General features: G+C 65.1%; 26 protein-coding genes. 10 read left to right on the top strand and 16 right to left on the bottom strand.

Features of this window, described 5'->3' with window-relative positions; all coding sequences use genetic code 11:
• Both ACXJL8_RS01485 and ACXJL8_RS01490 read left to right on the top strand, forming a co-directional pair.
• The coding region (locus tag ACXJL8_RS01485) for an alpha/beta fold hydrolase (protein WP_456684509.1) at positions 1 to 913 on the top strand (913 nt) is incomplete at its 5' end.
• A 15-nt stretch (positions 914 to 928) separates the two neighbouring features.
• Complete coding sequence (locus ACXJL8_RS01490; protein ID WP_456623726.1) at positions 929 to 1,876, top strand: fatty acid desaturase; 948 nt, start codon at positions 929 to 931, stop codon at positions 1,874 to 1,876.
• A gap of 69 nt (positions 1,877 to 1,945) precedes the next feature.
• Here ACXJL8_RS01490 and ACXJL8_RS01495 read toward each other — a convergent pair whose 3' ends face one another.
• Together ACXJL8_RS01495 and ACXJL8_RS01500 are read right to left on the bottom strand one after the other, a co-directional pair.
• Positions 1,946 to 2,179: a hypothetical protein gene (locus tag ACXJL8_RS01495; protein ID WP_456623725.1), complete on the bottom strand. Its 234-nt coding sequence runs from the start codon at positions 2,177 to 2,179 to the stop codon at positions 1,946 to 1,948.
• A 137-nt stretch (positions 2,180 to 2,316) separates the two neighbouring features.
• Positions 2,317 to 3,321, bottom strand: coding sequence for a helix-turn-helix transcriptional regulator (locus tag ACXJL8_RS01500; RefSeq protein WP_456623724.1), 1,005 nt, complete (start codon positions 3,319 to 3,321; stop codon positions 2,317 to 2,319).
• Between the two features lie 84 nt (positions 3,322 to 3,405).
• Between ACXJL8_RS01500 and ACXJL8_RS01505 the strand changes: the two genes are divergently transcribed.
• Both ACXJL8_RS01505 and ACXJL8_RS01510 read left to right on the top strand, forming a co-directional pair.
• Positions 3,406 to 4,050, top strand: a complete 645-nt coding sequence (locus tag ACXJL8_RS01505) for a glutathione S-transferase family protein (RefSeq protein ID WP_456623723.1) — start codon at positions 3,406 to 3,408, stop codon at positions 4,048 to 4,050.
• Between the two features lie 17 nt (positions 4,051 to 4,067).
• Positions 4,068 to 4,496 carry a DUF6157 family protein gene (locus ACXJL8_RS01510; protein ID WP_456623722.1) on the top strand — a complete coding sequence of 143 codons (429 nt, stop codon included), beginning with the start codon at positions 4,068 to 4,070 and terminating at the stop codon, positions 4,494 to 4,496.
• Here ACXJL8_RS01510 and ACXJL8_RS01515 read toward each other — a convergent pair whose 3' ends face one another.
• Positions 4,497 to 5,282 (bottom strand): enoyl-CoA hydratase/isomerase family protein, encoded by a 786-nt coding sequence (locus ACXJL8_RS01515; RefSeq protein WP_456684510.1) that lies wholly within the window; start codon positions 5,280 to 5,282, stop codon positions 4,497 to 4,499.
• A gap of 12 nt (positions 5,283 to 5,294) precedes the next feature.
• Positions 5,295 to 6,404, bottom strand: a complete 1,110-nt coding sequence (locus ACXJL8_RS01520) for a cyclic nucleotide-gated ion channel (protein WP_456623720.1) — start codon at positions 6,402 to 6,404, stop codon at positions 5,295 to 5,297.
• A 252-nt stretch (positions 6,405 to 6,656) separates the two neighbouring features.
• Between ACXJL8_RS01520 and ACXJL8_RS01525 the strand changes: the two genes are divergently transcribed.
• The gene (locus ACXJL8_RS01525; RefSeq protein ID WP_456623719.1) at positions 6,657 to 7,328 is read left to right on the top strand and encodes a Crp/Fnr family transcriptional regulator; all 672 of its coding nucleotides are present in this window, start codon (positions 6,657 to 6,659) and stop codon (positions 7,326 to 7,328) included.
• 30 nt (positions 7,329 to 7,358) lie between these two features.
• Positions 7,359 to 8,231: a DUF6537 domain-containing protein gene (locus tag ACXJL8_RS01530; RefSeq protein ID WP_456684511.1), complete on the top strand. Its 873-nt coding sequence runs from the start codon at positions 7,359 to 7,361 to the stop codon at positions 8,229 to 8,231.
• Positions 8,232 to 8,292: 61 nt separating this feature from the next.
• Here the strand turns inward: ACXJL8_RS01530 and ACXJL8_RS01535 are convergent, their stop codons facing one another.
• Entirely contained in the window at positions 8,293 to 8,511 is a 219-nt protein-coding gene (locus ACXJL8_RS01535) for a hypothetical protein (RefSeq protein WP_456623717.1), read from the bottom strand.
• Positions 8,512 to 8,645: 134 nt separating this feature from the next.
• Positions 8,646 to 10,088 (bottom strand): TAXI family TRAP transporter solute-binding subunit, encoded by a 1,443-nt coding sequence (locus ACXJL8_RS01540; RefSeq protein WP_456623716.1) that lies wholly within the window; start codon positions 10,086 to 10,088, stop codon positions 8,646 to 8,648.
• Positions 10,089 to 10,493: 405 nt separating this feature from the next.
• On the opposite strand from ACXJL8_RS01540, the gene ACXJL8_RS01545 reads away from it, so the two are divergent.
• Positions 10,494 to 10,841 (top strand): DUF3307 domain-containing protein, encoded by a 348-nt coding sequence (locus ACXJL8_RS01545; RefSeq protein ID WP_456623735.1) that lies wholly within the window; start codon positions 10,494 to 10,496, stop codon positions 10,839 to 10,841.
• A 380-nt stretch (positions 10,842 to 11,221) separates the two neighbouring features.
• On the top strand, positions 11,222 to 11,620 hold the full coding sequence (locus ACXJL8_RS01550) for a hypothetical protein (protein WP_456623715.1): 399 nt from the start codon (positions 11,222 to 11,224) through the stop codon (positions 11,618 to 11,620).
• Positions 11,621 to 11,717: 97 nt separating this feature from the next.
• On the opposite strand, the gene ACXJL8_RS01555 is transcribed toward ACXJL8_RS01550, so the two are convergent.
• Positions 11,718 to 12,041, bottom strand: a complete 324-nt coding sequence (locus ACXJL8_RS01555) for a YkgJ family cysteine cluster protein (protein ID WP_456623714.1) — start codon at positions 12,039 to 12,041, stop codon at positions 11,718 to 11,720.
• A 16-nt stretch (positions 12,042 to 12,057) separates the two neighbouring features.
• Complete coding sequence (locus ACXJL8_RS01560) at positions 12,058 to 12,756, bottom strand: helix-turn-helix transcriptional regulator (protein ID WP_456623713.1); 699 nt, start codon at positions 12,754 to 12,756, stop codon at positions 12,058 to 12,060.
• Positions 12,757 to 12,880: 124 nt separating this feature from the next.
• Here ACXJL8_RS01560 and ACXJL8_RS01565 point away from each other — a divergent pair, with 124 nt between their 5' ends.
• The gene (locus ACXJL8_RS01565) at positions 12,881 to 13,171 is read left to right on the top strand and encodes a hypothetical protein (protein ID WP_456623712.1); all 291 of its coding nucleotides are present in this window, start codon (positions 12,881 to 12,883) and stop codon (positions 13,169 to 13,171) included.
• 36 nt (positions 13,172 to 13,207) lie between these two features.
• Positions 13,208 to 13,936: a glutathione S-transferase family protein gene (locus ACXJL8_RS01570; protein WP_456623711.1), complete on the top strand. Its 729-nt coding sequence runs from the start codon at positions 13,208 to 13,210 to the stop codon at positions 13,934 to 13,936.
• A 271-nt stretch (positions 13,937 to 14,207) separates the two neighbouring features.
• Here the strand turns inward: ACXJL8_RS01570 and ACXJL8_RS01575 are convergent, their stop codons facing one another.
• From ACXJL8_RS01575 to ACXJL8_RS01610, 8 genes are all read right to left on the bottom strand, one after another.
• The gene (locus tag ACXJL8_RS01575; protein ID WP_456623710.1) at positions 14,208 to 15,359 is read right to left on the bottom strand and encodes an ABC transporter substrate-binding protein; all 1,152 of its coding nucleotides are present in this window, start codon (positions 15,357 to 15,359) and stop codon (positions 14,208 to 14,210) included.
• Between the two features lie 103 nt (positions 15,360 to 15,462).
• The gene (locus ACXJL8_RS01580; protein ID WP_456623709.1) at positions 15,463 to 15,882 is read right to left on the bottom strand and encodes an acyl-CoA thioesterase; all 420 of its coding nucleotides are present in this window, start codon (positions 15,880 to 15,882) and stop codon (positions 15,463 to 15,465) included.
• 25 nt (positions 15,883 to 15,907) lie between these two features.
• Positions 15,908 to 16,669 carry an SDR family NAD(P)-dependent oxidoreductase gene (locus ACXJL8_RS01585; protein WP_456623708.1) on the bottom strand — a complete coding sequence of 254 codons (762 nt, stop codon included), beginning with the start codon at positions 16,667 to 16,669 and terminating at the stop codon, positions 15,908 to 15,910.
• 25 nt (positions 16,670 to 16,694) lie between these two features.
• Positions 16,695 to 18,578, bottom strand: coding sequence for a feruloyl-CoA synthase (locus tag ACXJL8_RS01590; RefSeq protein WP_456684512.1), 1,884 nt, complete (start codon positions 18,576 to 18,578; stop codon positions 16,695 to 16,697).
• Positions 18,575 to 19,384, bottom strand: coding sequence for a crotonase/enoyl-CoA hydratase family protein (locus ACXJL8_RS01595; protein WP_456623706.1), 810 nt, complete (start codon positions 19,382 to 19,384; stop codon positions 18,575 to 18,577). The genes ACXJL8_RS01590 and ACXJL8_RS01595 overlap by 4 nt, the downstream gene beginning before the upstream one ends.
• A 128-nt stretch (positions 19,385 to 19,512) precedes the next feature.
• Positions 19,513 to 20,193, bottom strand: a complete 681-nt coding sequence (locus ACXJL8_RS01600) for a DUF2270 domain-containing protein (RefSeq protein ID WP_456684513.1) — start codon at positions 20,191 to 20,193, stop codon at positions 19,513 to 19,515.
• A 79-nt stretch (positions 20,194 to 20,272) separates the two neighbouring features.
• Complete coding sequence (locus ACXJL8_RS01605) at positions 20,273 to 20,734, bottom strand: DUF3237 domain-containing protein (RefSeq protein ID WP_456623704.1); 462 nt, start codon at positions 20,732 to 20,734, stop codon at positions 20,273 to 20,275.
• An 11-nt stretch (positions 20,735 to 20,745) separates the two neighbouring features.
• Complete coding sequence (locus ACXJL8_RS01610; protein WP_456623703.1) at positions 20,746 to 22,065, bottom strand: TRAP transporter large permease; 1,320 nt, start codon at positions 22,063 to 22,065, stop codon at positions 20,746 to 20,748.
• Position 22,066: the final 1 nt, after the last annotated feature.

Raw genomic sequence — 22,066 nt, forward strand, 5'->3', positions numbered from 1 at the left:
GAGCGCGGCCAAGGACAACGTCATCCTCTACCCGACCTCGTTCAGCGCGCAGCATTATGACACCGAGTGGCTGATCCGGCCCGACGGTGTGCTCGATCCCGAACGCTATTTCATCATCATCCCGAATCTGTTCGGCAACGGCCTGTCGTCGTCACCGTCGAACTTCGCCGGCGCGTCGTTCCCGCAGGTGACCTATCACGACGCGATCGCGGTCCAGCACCGCCTGCTCGCCGAACGTTTCGGCATCGCGAAGCTCGCGCTGGTCTATGGCTGGTCGATGGGCGGCATGCAGGCCTATCACTGGGCGGCCCGCTATCCCGATATGGTGGAACGTGCCGCGGTGGTGTGCGGCAGCGCCCGCTGCGCGCCCTATAACTACGTCTTCCTCGAAGGCGTGAAGGCCGCGCTGACCGCCGACCCCGCCTTCCGCGACGGCCGTTTCGTCGACAAGCCCGTGGCTGGCTTCCGGGCGATGGGTCGCGTCTATGCCGGCTGGGCGATGTCGCACGGCTTCTACCGCGACGAGGTCTGGCGCGAAGCCGGCTTCAGCTCGCTGGAAGACTATCTCGTCCGCGGCTGGGACGCGACCTTTGCCCGGCGCGACGCCAACGACCTGCTGGTGCAGATCGACATCTGGCAGAACGGCGACATCAGCCGGTGCGCCGAGTTCTCCGGCGATGTCGACCGCGCGCTCGCCGCGATCAAGGCGCATATGCTGCTGATGCCCGGCGCGACTGATCGTTATTTCGATGTCCGCGACAACGAGGACGAGCTCGGCCGGCTGCTCAACGCGAAGTCCGCGGTGCTGCATCCGATCCCGTCGCTGCACGGCCATCGCGCCGGAAATCCCGTCAACAATCCGCGCGATCAGGCCTTCCTCAAGGCCGAGATCGCAGAACTCCTCAGCAAGTAGGGCAGGCATCCGATCATGAGCGACGCAACGATTTCAGAGCCCGGCCATCGCCTGAAGCCGCTGACGCCGGCGATGCTGCGTGAATTGTCGGTGCGCTCCAATCTCAGGGGGGCCGCGAAAAGCCTCAGCCATTACGGCCTGGTCGTGCTGGTCGGCGCGCTGGTCTGGAAGGTCTCTTCGGCCTGGGGGGTGTTATGGGCGCTGCCGCTGATGGCGGTGCAGGGCTATTTCGTCGCCTTCCTGTTCATGGCGCTGCACGAGACCGCGCACAAGACCGCGTTCAGGAGCCGTGGCCTCAACCTTGCGGTCGGCTATCCCTCGGGCTTCATCATCGGACAACCTTACGAATATTACTGCCTGTTTCACTGGGACCATCACCGCTACACCCAGGATCCGGACAAGGACCCGGAGCTGATCGTCGGCGTGAAGCCGAAATCCGATACGCAACTGGCGCTCGCCTATAGCGGCCTGCTTCAGGTCGCCGGCCGCCTCTGGCTGATGCTCGGCCACGCCGTGACCGGCAAGGTCACCGTGCCCTGGATTCCCGAAAACAAGCGCGCCACCATCGTGCGCGAGGCGCGCGCCTATGCTGCGCTCTATGCGCTGCTGCTCGCGCTCTCGCTGTGGTTCTCCTCGGCGCTGTTGCTCTGGGTCTGGATCGTGCCGCTTGTCATCGGGCAGTTCTTCCTGCGGCCCTATCTCTATGCCGAGCACACCGGCTGCGACCGCACCCGCAGCGCCTTCCAGAACACGCGCACCACCTACACCGCCGCGATCGTCAAATGGTTCGCGTGGAATATGCCCTACCATGTCGAGCATCACGCCTATCCCTCGATACCCTTCCACGCGCTGCCGAAGCTGAACGAGATCGTCGACGGCGAGATCGTCCATCGCGGCCGCGGCTACATCGCGACGACGCGTGAGACCTGGGCCTGGTTTCGCCGGCAGCGCCAGCCGCGTTGATCAAATGCGGTGCGGCGCGCAAAAACCCCGATCGCGGAGCGATCGGGGTTTTGTTGTGGACGCGCGATATCAGTAGATCCCGTAGGCGCAGACGTTCACGACGCGGACGCGCAGGCCGTGGCGGGTGCGGACGACGCGCTCCTGGTAGCAATTGTTGACGCCGGTGTTGACGTAGATGCCGCCAAAGCCCCAGCCGGGACCCCAATGGTGATGGAAGCCGTGGGCCGACGCGGCGGTGGGGGCGAGGGCGGCCGCGCCGAGCGAACCGGCGGCGATCAGACCAAGTGCAAGCTTACGAAACATCTTCATTCTCCAGTGTGGCGCGAGGCCGTTGTTGTGTCCCTGCATCTCGGTCGGGCCGAAGCGGGAATGCGTTCATGGCGGGGGCTGAGAATCGTGTTTCAGGATTGTTTCGTGGGCTGCGGCAAGGTGCGCCATGGTCAGGCCTTCCGCGCCGCCGGCGCCATGGCCTGCGACGATGCGCGATAGCGCGTGGCCATCGCCTGTGTCAGCTCCGCCATCTTCTCGCGCAGATCGGCCGGCTCCAGCACTTCGGCCTCGGGCCCGAGCCGCAGCAATTCGGCCGCGGCGTGCCACGACGTCTTGCCGGTCGGCACCCTGGCGATCCGCCAGCCGTCCGCGTCGGCGGTCTCTTCAAGCTGCGTGCGCGCCTTGACGTAAGGCTGGCTCAGCGCGTCCAGCAGTTTGACGCCGAATGGCGACAGCCGCACGATCGCGACATTGGGATGCATCTCGGCCTCGAGGCGCAGCGTTGCGGCCTGCCAATAGGCGGCGAGATCGAAATCGGCGGGACGATCGAAAGGGTCGTCGAGCACCGTGCAGTCGAGCACGCGCGCGGCGCGATAGGTCCGCACGCTGCCGTCGACCTGGCCCGCGAGATACCAGCTGCCGCCCTTCAGCACGAGGCCGAGCGGCGCGACGCGGCGCTGCTTCTCCGATCGCCAGCTCTGGTAGCGGATTTTGATCAGCGTTCCGCGTAATGTCGCGCCGCCAATGGCGCGCAGATGTTTTGGTTCTTCCGTCTCGCCGAACCAGCCCGGCGCGTCCAGATGGAAGCGCTCCTGCATCCGGCCGGCATCCCGGCGCAAATGAGCGGGCAGCGCCGCCATCAGCTTGTTCTGTGCGGCGATCATCGCCGCATCAAACCCAAGCGCCGCAGCCGGGCCGGGCAGTCCGGTCAGAAACAGCGCTTCCGCCTCGTTCTGCGACAATCCGTTCAGCCGCACGCGGTAGCCGTCGAGCAGGCGGTAGCCGCCCTCCGCGCCGCGGTCGGCATAAACAGGGACGCCGGACGCCGCGAGCGCGTCGATGTCGCGATAGATCGTGCGCACCGACACCTCGCAGGCCTCGGCCAATTCAGGCGCAGTGACCTGCCCCTTCGCCTGGAGGGTGGTGAGGATCGACAGCATCCGGCTCGCGCGCATGATCCTTTAAACCATACCTGACACAGGATGTCAGGTATGGTCCGCTACAAGCGCCATCGCCAGCCGGCCAGATGGAGACCTGCCATGACCGATCCGAACCGCATCACGCTGTATTATTCGCCGCAAAGCCGCGCCACCGGCACGCGGGTGCTGCTGGAGGAGCTGGGGGCGCCCTACGATCTCCATGTCCTCAACATGAAGGCGGGCGAGCAGCGCCGGCCCGCCTACCTCGCCATCAATCCGCTCGGCAAGGTGCCGGCGGTCCGCCACGGCGAGGCGCTCGTCACCGAGCAGGTCGCGATCACCATCTTTCTCGCCGATCTGTTTCCGCAGGCCGGCCTCACGCCGGCACTCAACGATCCGCGGCGTGGCCCTTACCTGCGCTGGATCGCCTATTACGGCGCGTCGTTCGAGCCGGCCCTGATCGACAAGTTCATGCAGCGCGAGCCCGCGCCGATCACGCAGTCGCCTTATGCCGACTATGATACCATGCTGGGTGCGCTCGAGGCGCAATTGTCCAAGGGACCCTATCTGCTTGGCGAGCGGATGACGGCCGCGGATATCTTGTGGGGTGTCGCGTTCAGCTGGACCATGATGTTCGGGATCGTGCCGAAGAAGGACGTGTTCGTCCGTTATGCCGAGCGGATGACGTCGCGGCCTGCGTTCCAGCGCATCAATGCGGCGGATGACGAGATGGCAGCCCGGCATGCGGCGGCCGTTGGTGGTTGAACGATCCGGGGTTGCAGATGACGATGCACACGACCAACTGCTTCAACACCTTCATCCGGGTTGCTGAAGACTGTCCCGCGCGTACCGGCGAGGAGCCGCCGCTCCGCGGGGGAAAGCCGACGGTGGCGTGCCTGCAATACGGGATGATCGCCAAGGCGCCCTACAAATACACGTCCGACGACGTGATCTTCGCGACGTCTGCGCCGGGACGCGAGCTCGATGTGAAGGCGACGAAGACGGAGAAGCGTGCGGCCCGCGAAGCGTTCTTCTCCCGGGGGCAGGCGTGCATAAGGGCGTCGAGCCTCGGCAAGCGCTTCGGCTGGGGCGTTCATGCCGACAGTGAGGGCCGGATCGCGATCTACGCCGTCGACAGCAAACGCTACCAGGCGCTCGTCCGCGATCCCGAGCTCACGCAGGTGCGCGCGATGCGGTCGAAGCGGGCGTGATCAGAATTTTGGCGCTCGCTTCTCCGCGAACGCCTTGATGCCTTCCTTGATCTCGTCGCCGCGCATGCTGTCGCGGTGGCGCTGGTCGGCGGCTTGTTCGTCCAATTCGCCGCGGGCGAATTCGTTGATCGCGCGCTTCATGCCGCGCATCGCCTTCGGCGCGTTGCCGGCGAGAATGTTGGCAAGCCTGTCGACTTCCTCGTCGAGCGTTTCCTCCGGCACCATGGCGGTGAGGTAGCCGATCCGCAGCATTTCCGGCGCGCTGATCTTCTGTGCCGTGAGAAACAGCTTCTTGGCGTTGTCGACGCCGAGCCGCGTCACGTAGCGCTTGATGCCGCTCCTGTAGTAGTGCAGCCCGAGCCGCGCCGCCGGCATGAACATCTCGGCGGTGTCGACGCCGATGCGGAAATCGCAGGCGAGCGCGAGGTCGGTCGAGCCGCCATAGACGCCGCCGTTGAGCCGGCAGATCGTCGGCACGCCGAGATCCTCCAGCCGGTTCACCACCACCTCGAAGGCCGAGCCCGCGCTTTGCTGCTCGCTGGCGYTGACCGCGCGCTCGGCGACCGAATTGAGGTCGTAGCCGGCCGAGAACGCCCGCCCCGTGCCGGTCAGCACCAGCACGCGGAGCGCCGGATCGGCCTCGACCCGGTCGAACAGTTTGACGAGCTCGCCGAGATCCTCGGCCTGGAGCCGGTTGAGGTGCTTGGGCCGGTTGAGGCGGATGGTGGCGCGCGCGCCGCTGATTTCGAGCACGGGGCTGCTAGCCGCGTCGGCTGTATCCGACATTCTTGTCTCCATTTACTTGTTTTCGAGCGTGCGGCGCTTGGCCTCGGCGTCGATGGTCTCGGCGAGATCGGGATGCCGCGCCATCAGCACGCGGAAGTCGACGAGGTCGAGCACCAGCAGCCGCGACACCTTTGTGGTCGAGACGTTGGCGCCGCGCATGTTGTTGCCGAGCAGCGCCATCTCGCCGAAGAAGGCGCCGTCGCCGAGCCGCACCTTCTTGCCGGGCAGGTCGACCTCGACCTCGCCGGCGGCGATGAAATACATGCAGTCGCCCTGCGCGCCCTTGCGGATGATCATGGTGCGCGCCGGCAGCTCCATGGTCCGCAGCATGTGGGTGACGTCGGCGATCGCCGCCGGTCCGAGCGCCGCGAAGAACGGCACCTTGCTGACGGATTCCCAGGTCTTGAGAAAATTGTCGCGCCGGGTCTCGGCGGCAAAGCCGGTCGCAAGAATACCGGTCCACAGGCCGAACACGCCGAGGCCGGAGATCATCACCAGCGCCGCCACCATGCGTCCGAGCGGCGTGACCGGCACCACGTCGCCATAGCCGGTCGTCGTCAAGGTCACCACCGCCCACCACAGCGCGGCCGGCACGCTGCCGAAGGTCTGCGGCTGTACGTCCCGCTCCAGGAAATATTCGGCGACCGAGGCGAGGAAGACCACCATCAGGAAGATCACGAGCACGCTGAGCAGCGGGCCGGATTCCAGCACCAGCACGCGGCGCAGCTGCCGCAGGCCGGGAATGCCCGGCACCACTTTCAGGACCCAGAGCACGCTGAGCAGCCAGGCCGTCCGGAGCTCGACGCCGAGAATCAGCGCGACCGGCACGGCCAGCGCTCCGATCGCATCGACGATGCCGGCGGAGGAGGACATGTAGAGCGCAAGGCGCTCGGTTCGCCTCATGTGGCGCAGCCGGACCAGCCATTCGAACACGAAATAGACCAGGCAGACCCAGAGCAGGGCGTCGACCCAGCGGTGCGCCGCCTCATAGGCCGGGTTGACCGTCAAGAGCACCATGGTCACGACGCCGACGGTCACGGCCACATAGGCCGCCTTGGTCATGTTGCGGCCGGCCGTGGCGGCCACGAACTGTGCCAGCGCTGGAATCAGTGGCTTCGACATGCGGGAAGGCGGCCCGGTCTCGGGATGGATTGCTGAGGCCCCGGCTGGGACTTCGGCGCCAAAGTGCCCGCCCGGGCGGAGGCCGTCAACGACGGCAGGCCGCTTTATCGGCCCCCCGGAATCCGCACATCCAATGGGCTAAATCACAGACAAGCCGTCCGTTCTTCCCCATATAGGGGGATGCGCGGCCGTGATGTTGGGCGTTCTCGCCCCGGCGAGCCCGTTACGTTCATGTCAAGGTTGGTTGGCCCCATGGATACGTCACATATTGCACAGCACGCAGGAACCGCCGGCGCCCTGTTCGCCTCGGTGTTCGTGGTCGCCACCACCACCATGCGGACGATGATCCCGCTCCGCGTCTTCGGCATTCTCACCAATCTCGTCCTGATCGCGACCGCCATCCCAGCGCACAATTATCTGGTGATCGGCGTGCAGGTCCTGGTGCTCTGCCTCAATGCCTATCGCCTGCACCAGATGCTCCAGCTCGTGCGCGACGTCCGCAAGTCGGTCAACTCCGACCTCTCGATGGACTGGCTGAAGCCGTTCATGACCGAGCACAAATGCAAGGCCGGTGAGGTGCTGTTCTACAAGGACGAGAAAGCCGAGGACATGGCCTATATCGTCAGCGGCCGCTTCCGCCTGGTCGAATCCGGCATCGAGCTGCCGGTCGGCGCCATCGTCGGCGAGCTCGGCATGCTGTCACCGTCGAACACCCGCACGCAGACCCTCGAATGCGTCGAGCCCGGAGTCATCCTTCGCGTCGGCTACAACAAGGTCGAGGAGCTCTACGTGCAGAACCCGGCCTTCGGCTTCTATTTTCTGCGGCTATCGAGCGCGCGCCTGTTCCAGAACCTCAGCACGCTTGAGCAGCGGCTGGCTCAACAGACCGCGGCGATCGCGGCGATGGCAGCGAAGCCTGCTTGAGGCCCCGCATTGCTTGAGGGAATTGATCGCGTGGCGAATGACGACGGCATCCTGGCTTCGCTTCGCTACCTCTTCGAAGATCTCATCGGAGAGGAGGACGACACGCCGCCGTTCCTGCCCGAGGGGCTGCCGGAAGCTGCGGCGCCCGTTGTCAGCGACGGCATTCATCRCCTCACCGAATATCAGGGCACGAGCTATGCCCAGCTCTATGTCGACYGGGTCTGCCGCTTCGTCAGCCGTTTCGGTGACGATGGCCGCACGCTCAGCGAGGTCGCACGATTGATGGCGATGCGGATGGCCTATGAGGATCCGATCCGGATCGCGCAGTTGAAGCTGATGGAGCTTGCCGGCGGCGGGCCGCCATCGGTCGAGGTCATGAAGTTCCGCTTCGACGAGTTGATCGACGCGCTGCCGGCGATTGCCGGCGAGCCGGTGCTCGATGCGCTCGACATGATCGGATGGCGTCACCGGCGGGTCTCGATCCGGTTCTCGAGCGCGAGCTGGATCGGGATCCGGCGTCTCAAGCTGGAGGCGGCGCTGAAGCGCTGGCGGCTGTTCTCGATCCGTTACGCCGAGGAGCGGGCCTGGGTCGAGCGCTGGCTGCACATGATCTCGCGCGCGCTGGCCAAGCAGCCGGCGGCGGTGCCGGCGATCATCGACAGCGCCAACATGATCGCGGGCCACGGCGATCCCTATCGCCACGGTCTGGCCGACTGGCACGCCATCATCGACGGCCTGGCGAAGCCGACCTTCGACGGCGCGCTGCCGTTGAGCGACCTTTCCGGCGCGATGRCCGAGGCGCGCGCCGCGGCCGAGCCCGACCGCCGGCAGGTGGCGCTGAAGCGCGCCATTGCCCGGATCAGGGCGCAAGCGCTGGGGACGGCCGACGTGAAGGYGGGCTGAGCTGCCCTTGACCCTAATCTTCGACCCAAATCTTCCCGACAAGTCTTCCCGAAACAGGCGCCTACCTGAAATGTGGCGGCTCGTCGTAACCGTGGCGGCTGCTGAAAAACAGCAACACCATCAGGCCGACGCCGACAACGATGGAAAACCCCGCTCCCAGCACCAGTGCCACATAGCCTTCCGTCGGGATCGGCTCACCCTCGATCGTCATTGCGGAATAAGCGAAGTAGCCGACCGCCGTCAGCATTCCCACGAGGATGATGATGAGGAGTGTACGCATGCTGCGTTCTCCGGTTGCATCCGGGAGCAAACGGTTGCGGATGGGGAGGGTTCCCGGGTTCCGGCTGGAAATGCCGGCAGGCCCAAGTCTGCAGGTCCAAGTCTACAGGCCAAGTCTGAAGACGGCTTGATAGGTCAGGCACTCTGAGCCGTCTTCACCACCACGACATTGCTGTCGTCATGCTGGGGAGGGGCGGCATCGTGAGCCGCCTTGTCGGCGTCGCCGGCACGGCGCTTCAGGTAGTCGCGGCGCATCCCGATCTCGTCGCGGACGAACTCGTAGCCGAGCTTGAACGTGTCGAGCCCGTCGGTACTGATCGTGCCGTCTCTCAGCCCGATGACGGCGCCGCGCAGAATGCCCTCCAGCTCGTCCTGGAGGCATTCGAGCTGATCCAGCGAATGGGCGTGCTCGATGCGCTCGCCGATATCGAGGATGGCGGTGGAGAGCTCGCTGGCCTTCTCCGGCGCGATCCGGGTGATCTTGGCGTAGATCGCCGCGAAGATCGAGCCGATGACGCTCAGCGCGGCGGCGCCCAGGTACATCAGGTCGCTGTACTTATCCATGAACGACTTGGTGTCGTCGTTGATGTAGTCGGCCGCCCCCTGATGCGCCATCACGAAGGCATCCTTCTCGACGGAGGCCGGCTCGATGTGGGTCGCGAAGCCGTTGTCGAGCCCGAGCGCGGACTTGTTCTCGTAGACGATGCGCGCAAGCTCTCCGGCCGTGGTCACCGACATCTTGGATTGCGTGACCAGCAGCCATTCGAGCCCGATCGTGTCGAGATCATCGTCGGGGATTTCGGGCGATGCGGACAGCGTGCCTGCCGTCAGTGTCTCGGCGGAAATCCCGGGGAATTTGCGCGCCAGCGCCTTGGCCTCGTCGATCGCGTTCAGCGTGAAGCCGCCGCGTTTGGCGACCTGCTCATAGGCCTTGTCGCGCACCGCCCTGGACGCGTGGACGATGGCGATCACCGCACCAAAGCCGCTCGCCGGCGCAAACAGCTTGTCGAGGGTCGCGCCCTGCGGTGCCATCTGGATCTTCGCGGCGTCGGGACCGTCGGGGATGTCGAGGATATTGCGGACGAAGGCAAGCGAGGACTCGTTCTCGGCAACGACGGCGACCTTCTTCTTCTTCAACTCGGCAAGCGACTTGATCTTCTTGTTGCCGGGACCGAGCAGCAGCACGAGATCGTGCTCCAGGATCGCCAGCGTGCGGGCCCGCGGCGGCACCTTGGCATCGGTGCGCAGAATGGCGAGATCGGCCTGGCGGCGGTCGAACTGTGCGAGCGCCTTGGCGCTGTCGGGATTGTTGACGACCTTGATCCGGAAACGCGAGGCGTTGTTCTTCAGCACAGCGGCGAGCTTGGCCGCGAACAAGGCTTCGTCGCTGTTGGGGGCGCCGGCGGCAAAGGTCAGCGTCTCCGAACTGTGCACCAGCGTGCGGCCGGCCCAGACGGTGGCAAGCGACAGCAGCAAGGTCAGCACGACGTACAGCAGGACCTGCTGCTGATTGGTCTTGATCACCTTGGGGCGCCGCGGCGGCGGCTCGGTCAATGAAGTCGGGCCTTCAGTACTCATGGCAGCACTCTGGCCTCAATCAATCCTGTTATGGCGGCGGCGCCGGGTAGCCCGGCCGGCGCGCTGGAAAACTCGTAACCGTCTGAAATAAGAACGATAATCCTCTGGTCGGGATGATAGCGCGCCGGCACCGGAAAGCAAATTTCGAGCCGAAGGTAACGTTACCCGGCCGCCCGCGGCGATTGGTCATCCTATCACCGTTTAGCCACAGTTGGCGATTTTCCCGTTTCCCCCGGCTGCATTCCGCCGCGGGAGATGTCATAAATCAGAGGTCCCGGCGATTTGACCGGTCCAAGAAGAAGTTGCGCCGAACGCTCCAATTTTTCTTGTCACCTCAATGAGGGCGTCAGCGTGTCGTTTCCACCCATGTCATCGGCGGTTCCGGTTGAAGCGCTCATTGGCTGGATGCTGCTGCTCACCTTCAAGCACATCATCGCCGATTTCGTGCTTCAGACCGCCTGGATGGCGCACGGCAAGGACCAGAAGCACGGCTGGGCTCTGCCGCTTCTCGTGCACTGCCTGATTCACCTTGCGGTTGCGCTGCCGCTGATCCTGATCGTCGCGCCGAGATTCTGGTTCGTGGCCCTGATCGATTTCGCGATCCACATCACGGTCGACCGGGCCAAGGGCCTCGTCTCGGCCAATTTCGGCGTCAACCAGGAGCATCCCTGGTTCTGGACCCTGATCGGCGTCGACCAGGCGCTGCACCACCTGACCGGCTTCGGTCTCTCCATCCTCATGGCGGCGAACTGACGGCGCGGTCGGGGCGTAAGGCTTGGCTGATTTCGTAGCCCGGATGGAGCGAAGCGCAATCCGGGGTCGTGCCACGCACTGCGATCCTCCCGGATTACGCTTCGCTCCATCCGGGCTACGTAAAGCCGCCGGGCCTGCATGGTTCGAGACGGCGCTTCGCGCCTCCTCACCGTGAGGGGTTGGAATCTTTCAGCAGAAACAGACCTCATCCTGAGGGCCCGCCGAAGGCGGGCGTCTCGAAGGATGGCCCCAGGGAAAGCCCCCGCCGGGGCCGACTGATTCGCGCCATAGGAGCAAGGACCCCCGGGTGACTACCGCCCCGGGTGGTTAACCTTTCATTAGAGAATTGCGCTGCATCTTCGGCATCGAGGAGAACTGCAATGTTTTCAAGCCGCGACGCATATGAAAGCGATTTCTGCCCGGTTCGCGACGAGCTCCTTGGCGAAATGTATCGTGCCAGCGAGAGTGGCCTGCCGAGGCTGGTTGAGAGTGTTTCCCCTGACGCGCGCGCCAGGCTGGCGCTGTTCTGCTATCGCCGCAGCCACCTGCACTCGCTGGCGGTCGCGATCGCAGCCAGCTGCAACGAGCGTGACCTGATCGAGAACGGCGGCCGCGTCGGCTCGACGCTCTACGCGCTGTCGCGCGAAGGCAAGGTCAAATCGTCGCCGTCGCTGTCGGGTGGCCGCAAGCCGATCACGCTGTCGACCAAGCCGCTCTCGGTGCTTGCGCCGCTCGACGACGAGTTCGACGACGAGGTCGCGGAAGCCGTTCCGGCTTAAAGCGCAAGATCGCGCTTTAGCTCTTTATCGGCGCCTGATCTCCGCGCAAACGCTGCGCGTTTGTCGCGAGCGGAAGACCGCTGCATACTTTTCCGGATCATGCGCTGACGATCACCGGCAGCCCGAATTTCCGCCGCGCCATCGCGCATTCGGCATCGCCCGGCATGCAGGTGCGGCACACCTCCGGCCGCACCGCATAGACGCCGCACGCGGTCGCCTTGCCGATCTCTCCCTGCAACGCCGAACAGCGATCGCCCTCACAGCGCATGCCGGATTGCCGCGCGTTGACGAGCTGTTCCGGGATCGCCGCAAGTTCCTCGTCGCTCTCGATCGAGAAACGCGGCCAGTTCGCCGAATAGCCGCAGCAGGCGCCGCAACTCTGGCAGCAGCTCGATGGGTCGATGGTGGATGTGTCGTCCATCGTCGTCAAATATCCTTCACGTATCTTTGGGCGGACCCCAGACTAGGCTCTGCCGCCATCGCGCGCGCAGCACGTCGCGCCGCTCCGGATATCGTTCGTCGAGATAGGACGCCTCCACCACGCGGTCGGTGCGGAAGCTGCGAAAATCACTGCGCAGCTCGCACCAGGCCGCGAGCAGGCGGACCGCTTCGAGATAGCCGACCGAAATCGGCCAGATCATGCGCTCGCTGGGGCGGCCCTGCTCGTCGCGATAGCGCAGCATGATCTTCTTGCCTTCGTGGATCTGGGTGCGCGTGCGCGCCATGTCGAGGCGGTCCGGCTCCCTGTTCCAGCTCGGCCGCGCGCGGCTCGCGGGCTCCAGCACGAAGGGGCGCAGGCGCTCAGGCACGGTGTCGGCGATCTTGGCCATCAGATCTTCGGCCGCGCGCGCCAGCGCGGTGTCGGCATGGCCCGCGACCCATTGCGCGCCGAGCACCGCCGCCTCGATCTCGTCGGGTGTCAGCATGAGCGGCGGCAGGTCGAATCCCTTCTCCAGGATGTAGCCCATGCCGGCTTCGCCGCGGATCGGCACGCGCTGGCCCATCAGCGTTGCGATGTCGCGATAAATGGTGCGCTTCGAGGTCTCGAGCTCGGCCGCGATCGCGTCCGCCGTCAGCGGTTTGCGCGTGCGCCTCAGCACCTGGATGATCTGAAACAGCCGGTCGGCGCGTCTCATGACAATTCTCTTTCCAAATTCCTGACCGCAGCCCGCTCAAAATCCGGCGCGTGGATGCTGACAGGATGTTGGCAGCAGGGGGGTTCTATACCGGGACAACACATCGACTGAAGAGGATTTGTCCATGATCATTCCGACCCATTTCGGCCCGGCCGGTCCGCTGTGGCACGGCCAGGCTTTCCAAATCTGGGCTTGGCAGGCCAAAGCGTCGCAGCTCTTGGCGTTCGGCCGCCTCGTATCCCCTGATCTCATGGCCGTCGACCTCCGCTTTGCGCTGGTGAGCGTCGTGACGCGCTCGCTGGTCCAGGCCGCGGACGCGCTGGTCCGCCATGTCATGGGCCGCGCCTGGCAGGGAGCCCGTTTCGCAGAAGATATCACGGCTGCTGCCACCATGGTGGCAGCAGCCGGCCGATAGGTTCCCTCAACTCTTTCGCGGTCCAGGAGCACTCAGATGATCACGCTTTATGGCTTTGGCACGGGTTTCGGCCTGCCGGAAATCAGCCCCTTCGTCACCAAGACGGAGGTTCAGCTCAAGATGGCGGGACTGCCCTACCGGAAGGAGCGGGCGATGCCGCCGGCCTCGCCCAAGGGGCAATTGCCCTTCATCGACGATGGCGGCGAGGCGGTGGCCGATTCCACCTTCATCCGGGCCCATATCGAGCGCCGCTACGGCTTCGATTTCGACGCCGGCCTCTCGTTGCAGGAGCGCGCGCAGGCCTGGGCGTTCGAGCGCATGATCGAGCATCACGTCTATTGGGCGGTGGTGGGCGCGCGCTGGGTCGATTCCGTCAACTTCGCCAAGGGGCCCGCGCATTTCTTCGACGGCGCGCCGGAGCACAATCGCGAGAAGCTGCGCGAGGATGCGCAATTCCGCGTCGCCGAGAACTATCTGCTCTCCGGCCTTGGCCGTCACGCGCCCGATGACGACGTCGATCTCGCCCTGCGCTCGCTGTTTGCGCTCTCGGTGCAGCTCGGCGACAAGGCCTATCTGATGGGCAACAAGCCCTGCGGGGTCGATGCCACCGCCTTTGGTATGCTTGCCGGAATGCTGACGCCGTTCTTCGAGTCCAAGCTGCGCGAGCGCGCCGAAGGATTTCCGAACCTCACCGCCTATGTCGACCGGATGATGGACGCGTATTATCCCGAGTTCGCCTGGACCCCGCTGCGGCAGGCGGCTTGAGGCGCGTACCGCTTCCACAGGCTCGGTGCACCTCCCCCGCGTGCGGGGGAGGTCGACACGCTCGCAGAGCGTGGCGGGTGAGGGCTCTCTCCTCTGGGGGATTTCTTCCGCATATCTCGACTCCCTACGCGGAGATGCCCTCACCCCACCCGTCTCCCGCAAGCGGGAGGGGGAGCGCACCAGCGTTGGAGCCGCAGCTCACCCTCAAAGCCAAAAACAAAAGAGCCGGCCCATCGGGCCGGCCCCCGTCGTCGCAAAACTCTCGCCGCGCTCACCTCACCAGCGTGTACTTGCCGTTCTTCACCGTGAGCAGGATGCGGGAGCGCTCGTCGAGGCCGTAGCGGTCCTTTTCGGTGAAGTTGTAGACGCCCTGGCTCGCCGCCAGCTCCTTCTCGGACAGCAGCGCCTGGCGGATGGCTTCGCGGAATTCCGGCGTGCCGGGCTTCGCCGTCTTCAGCGCCGTCGGGATCACGCGCTTCAGGATCTCGAACGCGTCGTAGGAATGGCCGGCGAACTGGCTGCGGCTGTTCGGGCCGTACTTGCCTTCATAGGCCGCGTTGAGCGCGAGGCCCGGCTTCTTGGTCGCGGCCTCGTCCGGCTGATCCTCGGGGTCCATCACCGGGCCCGAGGCCATCAGCACGCCTTCGGCCGCCTTACCTGCGATGCGGATGAAGTCCATGCTGGCCGCGCCATGGGTCTGGTAGATCAGGCCCTGATAGCCGCGCTCGCGCAGCTCGGTCTGCGGCAGTGCTGCCGCGGTGCCGGAGGCGCCGACCAGGATCGCGTCGGGATTGGCGGCGACGAGCTTCAGCACCTGCCCGGTCACCGACGTGTCGGGACGGGCGAAGCGTTCCTCGTCGACGATGGTCATGCCCATCGGCACGGCCTGGGCCTTCAGGTCATTGAACCAGAGGTCGCCATAGGAGTCGGAATAGCCGATATAGCCGATGGTCTTCACGCCCTTGCTCTTCATGTGGTCGTACAGCACCTTGCCCACGATCGGAATCGGCTGCGGCATCGCCACCGACCACTTCATGCGCTCCGGCGTGATCGGGAACGGCGCCAGCCCGAAATGCGGAATGCCGGCTTCGTTGGCGACATTGGAGACCGCGATCGTCGGCGGCGTCAGCGCCGAACCCATGATGATGTCGGCCTTGGATTCCGTGACGAAGCGGCGGGCGTTGGTGGTCGCGGTGGTGGGATCGCCGCCGTCGTCGAGCACGATCACCTTCAGCGGCACGCCGCCGATTTCCTTCGGCACGAATTCGAGCGCGTTGCGCTCGGGGATGCCGAGCGCGGCACCCGGGCCGGTGGTGGTGGTGGTGATGCCGATGGTGACTTCACTGGTCTGGGCCAGCGCGGGCAGCGCCGGCAACGCGAGCGTGGCCGCGGCGATCGCGGCGGTCAGGTAAAAGCGTTTCATCTATTCCTCCCTTTACGTGTTTTCTTTGAAAGCAGAAATCGAACGTGAATTCAGCCCCGTCTTTTGGTGATGCGGCGATTTAGCTCCAGGAACCGGCCAGGATCTAATTCCCTACGAATTTCGCTACCATTTCCGCCGGGAACGGTGCGGATTTCAGCTTGTCGGGGTTAACCGGATCGCGGGCGACCAGGACGCGGGTTTCAAAACCCTCGATCGCCAGCGCCTCGCCCTTGTAGACATTGTGCTTCACCTCGAAGCTCGAGCGCTTGATGCTCTCGATCTTCGTTTCGATGGTGATCCAGTCGCCATAGGTCGAGGGGATGTAGAACTTGGCCCGCGTGTCGACCATGGGGATCCCCACCAGGCCGTACTTGCGGACCAGGTCCTGCTTGGAGAACCCGGCAACCTCGAACAGGGTCGACGTCGAATCGTCGAACATCGCGAAATAGCGCGGGTAATAGACGATGTTGGCGGGGTCGCAATCGCCCCACTGGATCTGTACCTCGCGCCTGTTCACGAACATGTGGTGGCCTTGCTTTCGTTGCGCCTTACTTCGGCGCCATGCGCAGCGAGCCGTCGAGCCGGACCACTTCGCCGTTGAGGTACGAATTCTCGACCATGTGCAGCGCGAGCGCGGCGAATTCGTCGGCATGGCCGAGCCGGCGCGGGAAGGGGATCGCGGCGGCGAGCGAATCCTGGGCTTCCTGCGGCAGGTTGGCGAGCAGCGGCGTCAGGAACAGGCCGGGTGCAATCGTCAGCACGCGGACGCCGAACTGCGCGAGCTCGCGCGCGATCGGCAGCGTCATGCCGACGATGCCGCCCTTGGAGGCCGAATAGGCCGACTGCCCGATCTGGCCGTCATAGGCGGCAACGGAGGCCGTGTTGATGATGACGCCGCGCTCACCGGTCGCCTGCGGCTCGAGCTTGGACATTTCCGTAGCGGCGAGGCGAAGCATGTTGAAGGTGCCGATCAGATTGACCTTGATCACCTTGTCGAAATCGGCGAGCGCCATCGGCCCGTCGCGGCCGACCACGCGCTTGGCGACGCCGATGCCGGCGCAGTTGACCAGCACGCGCGCCGGGCCGTGGGCCTTGGTGGCCGCGGCAATGGCGGCTTCGGCCGAGGCGGCATCGGAGACGTCGCAGGTCACGGCCACGCCCTTGATCTCGGCGGCGACGGTTTCGGCGAGCTTGGCGTTGAGATCGCAGACCGCGACCCTGGCGCCCTGCGCCGCCAGCTTTCGCGCGGTCGCCGCGCCCAGTCCCGATGCGCCACCGGTCACGATGGCTGCCTGATCCCTTAACAACATGGCGTTCTCCTGTGGCGGTGTTTGTTTATCCGACCGATATCACACGGTCCGACGGATTGGCAGCGTAGAGCTCCTCGATCAACGCGTTGCGATGTTCCAGCACCGCGCGCTGGTTGATCGAGCCCTTGTCGGTGACCTCGCCCTTGTCGATCGACAGCGGCGTTTCCATGAGGATCGCGCGCGTGATCCGCGTCGAGGAGCCGGTGGCGGAGCCGAGGAAGGCGGTCAGGCGCTCGCGGAAGGCCTCGCGCACCAGCCGGTCGCGTGCGGTCACGACGAGATCGTCGGCCGGCAGCGTCGGGTTGACCAGGCGGCAGCCGTCGAGATCGAGCACCACGAGCGCGGAGATCTCGTCGCGGTTGATGCCGGCGATGACGACGTCGCGCACCAGCGGTGCGCAGGCCCCGACGAAGCGCGCGCGCAGCGGGCCGACGCTGACCCAGGTCCCGCTCGCGAGCTTGAAATCCTCACCGATGCGGCCGTCGAAATCGAAGCCGGCATTGAAATCATCGGGGTYGGACGGCTTCAGGGCATCGCCGAGCTTGTAGAACCCCTCTTCGTCGAAGGATTTTGCGGTGATCTCGGGTTGACGCCAGTAGCCGGGCATCACGTTCGGTCCCTTGCAGCGCACCTCGAGCTTGCCGTTGTTCGGCACCAGCTTGGCGTCATTGCCCGACACCGGAAGCCCGACATGGCCGGAGCGGCTGGTGCGCGGATTGACCGACATGAAGAACGGCGCGGTCTCGGTCGCCCCTAAGCCGGTGAGCATCGGCACGCGGTAGCCCTTCTCCTTGACCGCGAGCTCGTCGAGGCTGTTCCAGACGAACGGCGAGAGTGCCGCGCCCGAGAAGAACATCGCGTGCAGCCGGTCGAAGAACTTTGCGCGCAGGCCCTGGTCGTCGCGCAAGTAAGGCAGCAGCGACTCGTAGCCCTTGGGCACGTTGAAATAGACCGTCGGTGAAATCTCCTGGAGATTGCGCACGGTCTCCTCGATGCCGCCGGGCATCGGCTTGCCGGCGTCGAGATACATCGAGCCGCCATTGTAGAGCGTCAGCCCGATATTGTGGTTGCCGCCAAAGGTGTGATTCCAGGGCAGCCAGTCGATGATGACGGGCGGCTCGTCCTTGAGGAAGGCGAGCGTCTCGCGCAGCATCACCTGGTTGGCGCAGATCATGCGCTGGGTGTTGATGACGGCCTTGGGATTGCCGGTCGAGCCCGACGTCAGCAGGAATTTTGCGATGGTGTCGGGGCCGATCCTGCCGTGCACCGCGTCGAGATCGCCGCGGATCGGCGTCGCCATGAGGTCGGCCAGCGTGGTGACGTCACGCCCCGGCACGGCGCCGTAGGATGCGGCGATCTCGGTGCCGAGCGAGACGTTGGCGGCGAGCGCATCCGCGAATCTGTCGGCGTCCTCGGCGAAGACGAGGCCCGGTGTCAGCAGCTTCATCAGGTAGGAGAGCTTTCCGTAATCCTTCGACACCAGCGAATAGGCCGGCGACACCGGGCAGAACGGAATGCCGGCATAGAACGCGCCGAAGGCAAGCAGCGCGTGGTCGATCGAATTGCCGGACAGGATCACGACCGGCCGCTCCGCCGACAGGCCGCGCGCAATCAGCGCGGAGGCGATGTGCCGGCTCGCGGTGAGCAGCTCGGCGTAGCTGATCTTGCGCCAGAAGCGGCCGCCTTCGCGTTCCGCCATGAAGACGCGGTCCGGCGTGGTGTTCGCCCAGTGATGCAGGCGGTCGGTGATGCGGGCGGGATAGTCGCCGAGCGGCTGCTTCGGCCTGAGGTAAATCGTGCCGTCATCGCGGCGCTCGATGTCGATTGCGGGATCGCCGAACGAGATCGGCCGCAGCGGAGAAGTGCTCGCGCCGCGCTCCATGCTGGAAGAGGACGGCTGCGCGCTCATGACTTCGGCTTTACCTTGGCGGTCTTGTGCTCGAGGAACTCGCGGATCCGGCGCTTTGCTTCCTTGTCGCTCTGCGCCACCGTCGCCATCAGCGATTCCATCAACAGGCCGGTCTGCGGATTGGCCTCCGCGATCATCGGCAGCGCCTGGAGCACGGCGAAATTGGTCAGCGGCGCGTTGGAGGCGACCTTGGTCGCAAGCTCCAGCGCCTTGCCGAGCCCGTTGCCGGCCTCCGTCACATATTGGGTAAAGCCGTAGGACGCGCCCTCGGTCGCGGTATAGACGCGTCCCGTCAGCATCATGTCCATCATCCGCGCCACGCCGATCAGCCGCGGCAGCCGCACCGAGCCGCCGCCGCCGACGAAGATGCCGCGCTGGCCTTCCGGCAGCGCAAAGTAGGTCGAGGGCTCGGCGACGCGGATATGCGCCGCGCAGGCCAGCTCCAGCCCGCCGCCGATCACGGCGCCCTTCAGCGCCGCAATGACCGGCACGCGGCTGTACTGGATGCGGTCGAACACCCGGTGCCACATCTGCGAATGCAGCAGCCCGCCGGTGGCGTCATGATCCTGGAGTTCGGACAGGTCGAGGCCGGAGGAGAAATGATCGCCGATGCCGTGGATGACGACCGCGCCGATATCCTCGGGCAGGGACGCAAAGCACTCGCCGATTTCCAGGATGATGCCGTCGTTCAGCGCGTTGCGCTTGGCCGGCCGGTTCAGACCCACGGTCAGGACCCGGTCCGCCCGCTCGATCCTCAACAGCCCGGAGGCACCCGCGTCAGCGGTCTCGGCGTTTCCCTGTGTCATTTGCGTCCTTGTCAGAATAGTTATGTTGTATAACGAATTTGCGAGGAGTCAAGGTGGGGAGCCCTCCCAGGCGGCGGGGCAGCTACGCTCGCCTCGGCTCCCCCAGGAACGGGTAACCGCCGGTGTCATCAGCCCATCGCCACCTGGTCGCCCTTGGTCCCGTGCTCGCGTTGGTCGAGCCACATCGTGCCGAGCGCAAACGCCAGCCACCCGAAATTGTAGGCAAAGCCCACGATCAGAACGGCCCAGCCGGGAATCGGTCCGACGGCGGCGCGATCGATAAGTTCCGTCAAGGTCACTGCAGGCGTCGGATGGATGGCAATCTTGCCGTAATAGGCGGTCGCCTGGATGGCGAGGATCCAGACGTAGTTGCGACGCAACCGCCGTCCGGCAGCGCGGACAAATGAAATGTGATGGCGGGGCGCAGTGTAGTCGCGCGCGAGAACAGCCTTCCAGCTATCATCGTGCGTTTCACCGGTGAAGATTGGCGCATAGAAATTCCTCTCTAGCCAACGAGCCCGGGCACGCCAGACATTGAAATAGCGATAACGCCGCGCCTCCATACCAAGGAACACGGCAAGGAGCAGTCCGACGAGTACGAGTGGCAGAGGCGAAGCCTCCGGGCTCGAGAATGTCGTCGACAGCGCGATGCCCATGGTGACGATCGCCCAATTGGTCGTGTTGTCGAGCCGCGTTCGCCAGATCGTCGATCGATAGACCTCGCCGCGGTAGAGATGAGCGATGGCGCCCATTTCGGCGGAGTCGAAGCTGTGTCGGGGGACTGGTTCGCTGGAAGCCATAAGAGACATGGTGGGACTCCCGTGGTCTGCACAACTTGGCGCAGATTACATTCTGAACCAGGTCCGCCCCAGGTCAAAGACCGATTCCTCACATCACCTGATGCACGTCGATCACCACGCGGTCCGCGTGTCGCGCGGCTGAAGCGACAAAAATGTGCTGCATCAGCCATCGATACTTCTCGTGTCCGGTCTCGAACCGCGGCACGGTGCGGAAATAGATCAGCTTGGGATCGACCGGCTCGCCGCGCTTGAGCTTCTGCAACAGCTCCACCGGGCCGAAGCGCATGCCCTTGTTCTCGATATAGACGGTGGCGCCGTCGTCGGTCTCGAAGGCGTATCTGGCTTCGAGATCGATCAGCTCGTTGGGGCGGATGGTCTGGAAATCGGCCCCGAACGGCAGCACCTTGCCGCTGATCGTGCCGGTGACCTCGCCGCCGATGATCGGAATGATGCGGCGGACCCCGATGCCGGTCTCGCCGGCGGTGATGACGTCGCCGATGCGCACGGTGAGGGTGAAGACGTATTTGGTTTCGAGCGTCGGCGTGTCCATCGCTTCGCCTCTCAATGCGCCATCATCCGCGTCGGCAGCCACGTCGCCAGCAGCGGAAATGCGATCAGGATCACCAGCCGCACCAGGTCGGTCGCCACGAACGGGATCACGCCCTTGAAGATGGTGGAGAAGGAGACGTCCTTCACCACGCTCTTGATGACGAAGACGTTCATGCCGACCGGCGGGTGGATCAGGCCGAGCTCCACGGTCATGACGATGATGACGCCGAACCAGATCGGGTCGAAACCGAGATGCATGATGACGGGGAAGATGATCGGCACGGTGAGGATGATCATCGCCATGGCGTCCATCAGGCAGCCGAGCACGAGATACATCACCATGATCAGCGCCAGCACGCCGTAGGCGCCGAGGCCGAGGCCGGTCAGGAATTCGGTCACCTTCTGCGGCGTCTGCGTCACCGTGAGGAAGTAGCCGAAGATCAAGGCGCCGATCAGCACGGTGAACACCGCGGCCGCGGTGCGCGTCGCCTGGAGCAGCGAGGCCAGGATCTTTTCGCGGTCGAGCCGTCCGGTGGCCACGCCGATGATGAAGGCGCCGGCGGCGCCGACGCCGCCGGCTTCCGTCGGCGTGAAGCGCGGCAGGAACGGCAGGCCGTAGAGGCCGCCGATGACGAACACGAACAGCAGCACCGGCGCCCAGATCTCCTTCAACCCGGCAAAGCGCTCGCGCCACGGCGTCACCTTGCCCTTGGGCAGGAAGTCGGGCCGGAAATACCCGATCAGGAAGATGGTGATCATGTACATGGTCATCGCCAGCAGGCCCGGGATGATGCCGGCGATGAACAGCTTTCCGATGTCCTGCTCGGTGATGATGCCGTAGACCGCGAGCACGGTGGAGGGCGGCAGCATCGCACCCAGCGTGCCGCCGGCCGCGATCACGCCGGTGGCAAAGGACTGCGGATAGCCGAACCGGCGCATCTCCGGGTAGGCGACCGCGGAGAAGGTCGCGGCGGTCGCGACCGAGGAGCCGCAGATCGCGGCAAAGCCGCCGCAGGCGCCGACGGTGGCGATGCCGAGCCCGCCACGCAAATGCCCGACAAAGCCGTTGGCGGCGCGGAACAGCTCGCGGCTCATGCCGGAATGGCTGACGAAGGAGCCCATCAGCAGGAACATCGGGATGACGCCGAAGGTGTAGTCGGTGACCGTCCGCATCGAGGTCTGGCCGACCAGTTTCAGCGCCGCCGTTCCGCTGACAAGGTAAGAGAAGCCGCAGACGCCGACCAGGCCCATGGCCATGCCGACGGGCACGCGCAGCAGCATCAGGGCGAACAGGGAAACGAAGCCGAGAACGGCGACAGCATCGGTGCTCATG

The sequence above is a fragment of the Bradyrhizobium sp. P5_C11_2 genome (genome assembly GCF_054049755.1).

Bases quoted from the DNA above. Each gene is read 5' to 3' on its own strand.
- ACXJL8_RS01490 (WP_456623726.1), top strand. From the start codon at position 929: ATGAGCGACGCAACGATTTCAGAGCCCGGCCATCGCCTGAAGCCGCTG.
- ACXJL8_RS01495 (WP_456623725.1), bottom strand. From the start codon at position 2,179: ATGTTTCGTAAGCTTGCACTTGGTCTGATCGCCGCCGGTTCGCTCGGC.
- ACXJL8_RS01500 (WP_456623724.1), bottom strand. From the start codon at position 3,321: ATGCGCGCGAGCCGGATGCTGTCGATCCTCACCACCCTCCAGGCGAAG.
- ACXJL8_RS01505 (WP_456623723.1), top strand. From the start codon at position 3,406: ATGACCGATCCGAACCGCATCACGCTGTATTATTCGCCGCAAAGCCGC.
- ACXJL8_RS01510 (WP_456623722.1), top strand. From the start codon at position 4,068: ATGACGATGCACACGACCAACTGCTTCAACACCTTCATCCGGGTTGCT.
- ACXJL8_RS01520 (WP_456623720.1), bottom strand. From the start codon at position 6,404: ATGTCGAAGCCACTGATTCCAGCGCTGGCACAGTTCGTGGCCGCCACG.
- ACXJL8_RS01525 (WP_456623719.1), top strand. From the start codon at position 6,657: ATGGATACGTCACATATTGCACAGCACGCAGGAACCGCCGGCGCCCTG.
- ACXJL8_RS01535 (WP_456623717.1), bottom strand. From the start codon at position 8,511: ATGCGTACACTCCTCATCATCATCCTCGTGGGAATGCTGACGGCGGTC.
- ACXJL8_RS01540 (WP_456623716.1), bottom strand. From the start codon at position 10,088: ATGAGTACTGAAGGCCCGACTTCATTGACCGAGCCGCCGCCGCGGCGC.
- ACXJL8_RS01545 (WP_456623735.1), top strand. From the start codon at position 10,494: ATGCTGCTGCTCACCTTCAAGCACATCATCGCCGATTTCGTGCTTCAG.
- ACXJL8_RS01550 (WP_456623715.1), top strand. From the start codon at position 11,222: ATGTTTTCAAGCCGCGACGCATATGAAAGCGATTTCTGCCCGGTTCGC.
- ACXJL8_RS01555 (WP_456623714.1), bottom strand. From the start codon at position 12,041: ATGGACGACACATCCACCATCGACCCATCGAGCTGCTGCCAGAGTTGC.
- ACXJL8_RS01560 (WP_456623713.1), bottom strand. From the start codon at position 12,756: ATGAGACGCGCCGACCGGCTGTTTCAGATCATCCAGGTGCTGAGGCGC.
- ACXJL8_RS01565 (WP_456623712.1), top strand. From the start codon at position 12,881: ATGATCATTCCGACCCATTTCGGCCCGGCCGGTCCGCTGTGGCACGGC.
- ACXJL8_RS01570 (WP_456623711.1), top strand. From the start codon at position 13,208: ATGATCACGCTTTATGGCTTTGGCACGGGTTTCGGCCTGCCGGAAATC.
- ACXJL8_RS01575 (WP_456623710.1), bottom strand. From the start codon at position 15,359: ATGAAACGCTTTTACCTGACCGCCGCGATCGCCGCGGCCACGCTCGCG.
- ACXJL8_RS01580 (WP_456623709.1), bottom strand. From the start codon at position 15,882: ATGTTCGTGAACAGGCGCGAGGTACAGATCCAGTGGGGCGATTGCGAC.
- ACXJL8_RS01585 (WP_456623708.1), bottom strand. From the start codon at position 16,669: ATGTTGTTAAGGGATCAGGCAGCCATCGTGACCGGTGGCGCATCGGGA.
- ACXJL8_RS01595 (WP_456623706.1), bottom strand. From the start codon at position 19,384: ATGACACAGGGAAACGCCGAGACCGCTGACGCGGGTGCCTCCGGGCTG.
- ACXJL8_RS01600 (WP_456684513.1), bottom strand. From the start codon at position 20,193: ATGTCTCTTATGGCTTCCAGCGAACCAGTCCCCCGACACAGCTTCGAC.
- ACXJL8_RS01605 (WP_456623704.1), bottom strand. From the start codon at position 20,734: ATGGACACGCCGACGCTCGAAACCAAATACGTCTTCACCCTCACCGTG.
- ACXJL8_RS01610 (WP_456623703.1), bottom strand. From the start codon at position 22,065: ATGAGCACCGATGCTGTCGCCGTTCTCGGCTTCGTTTCCCTGTTCGCC.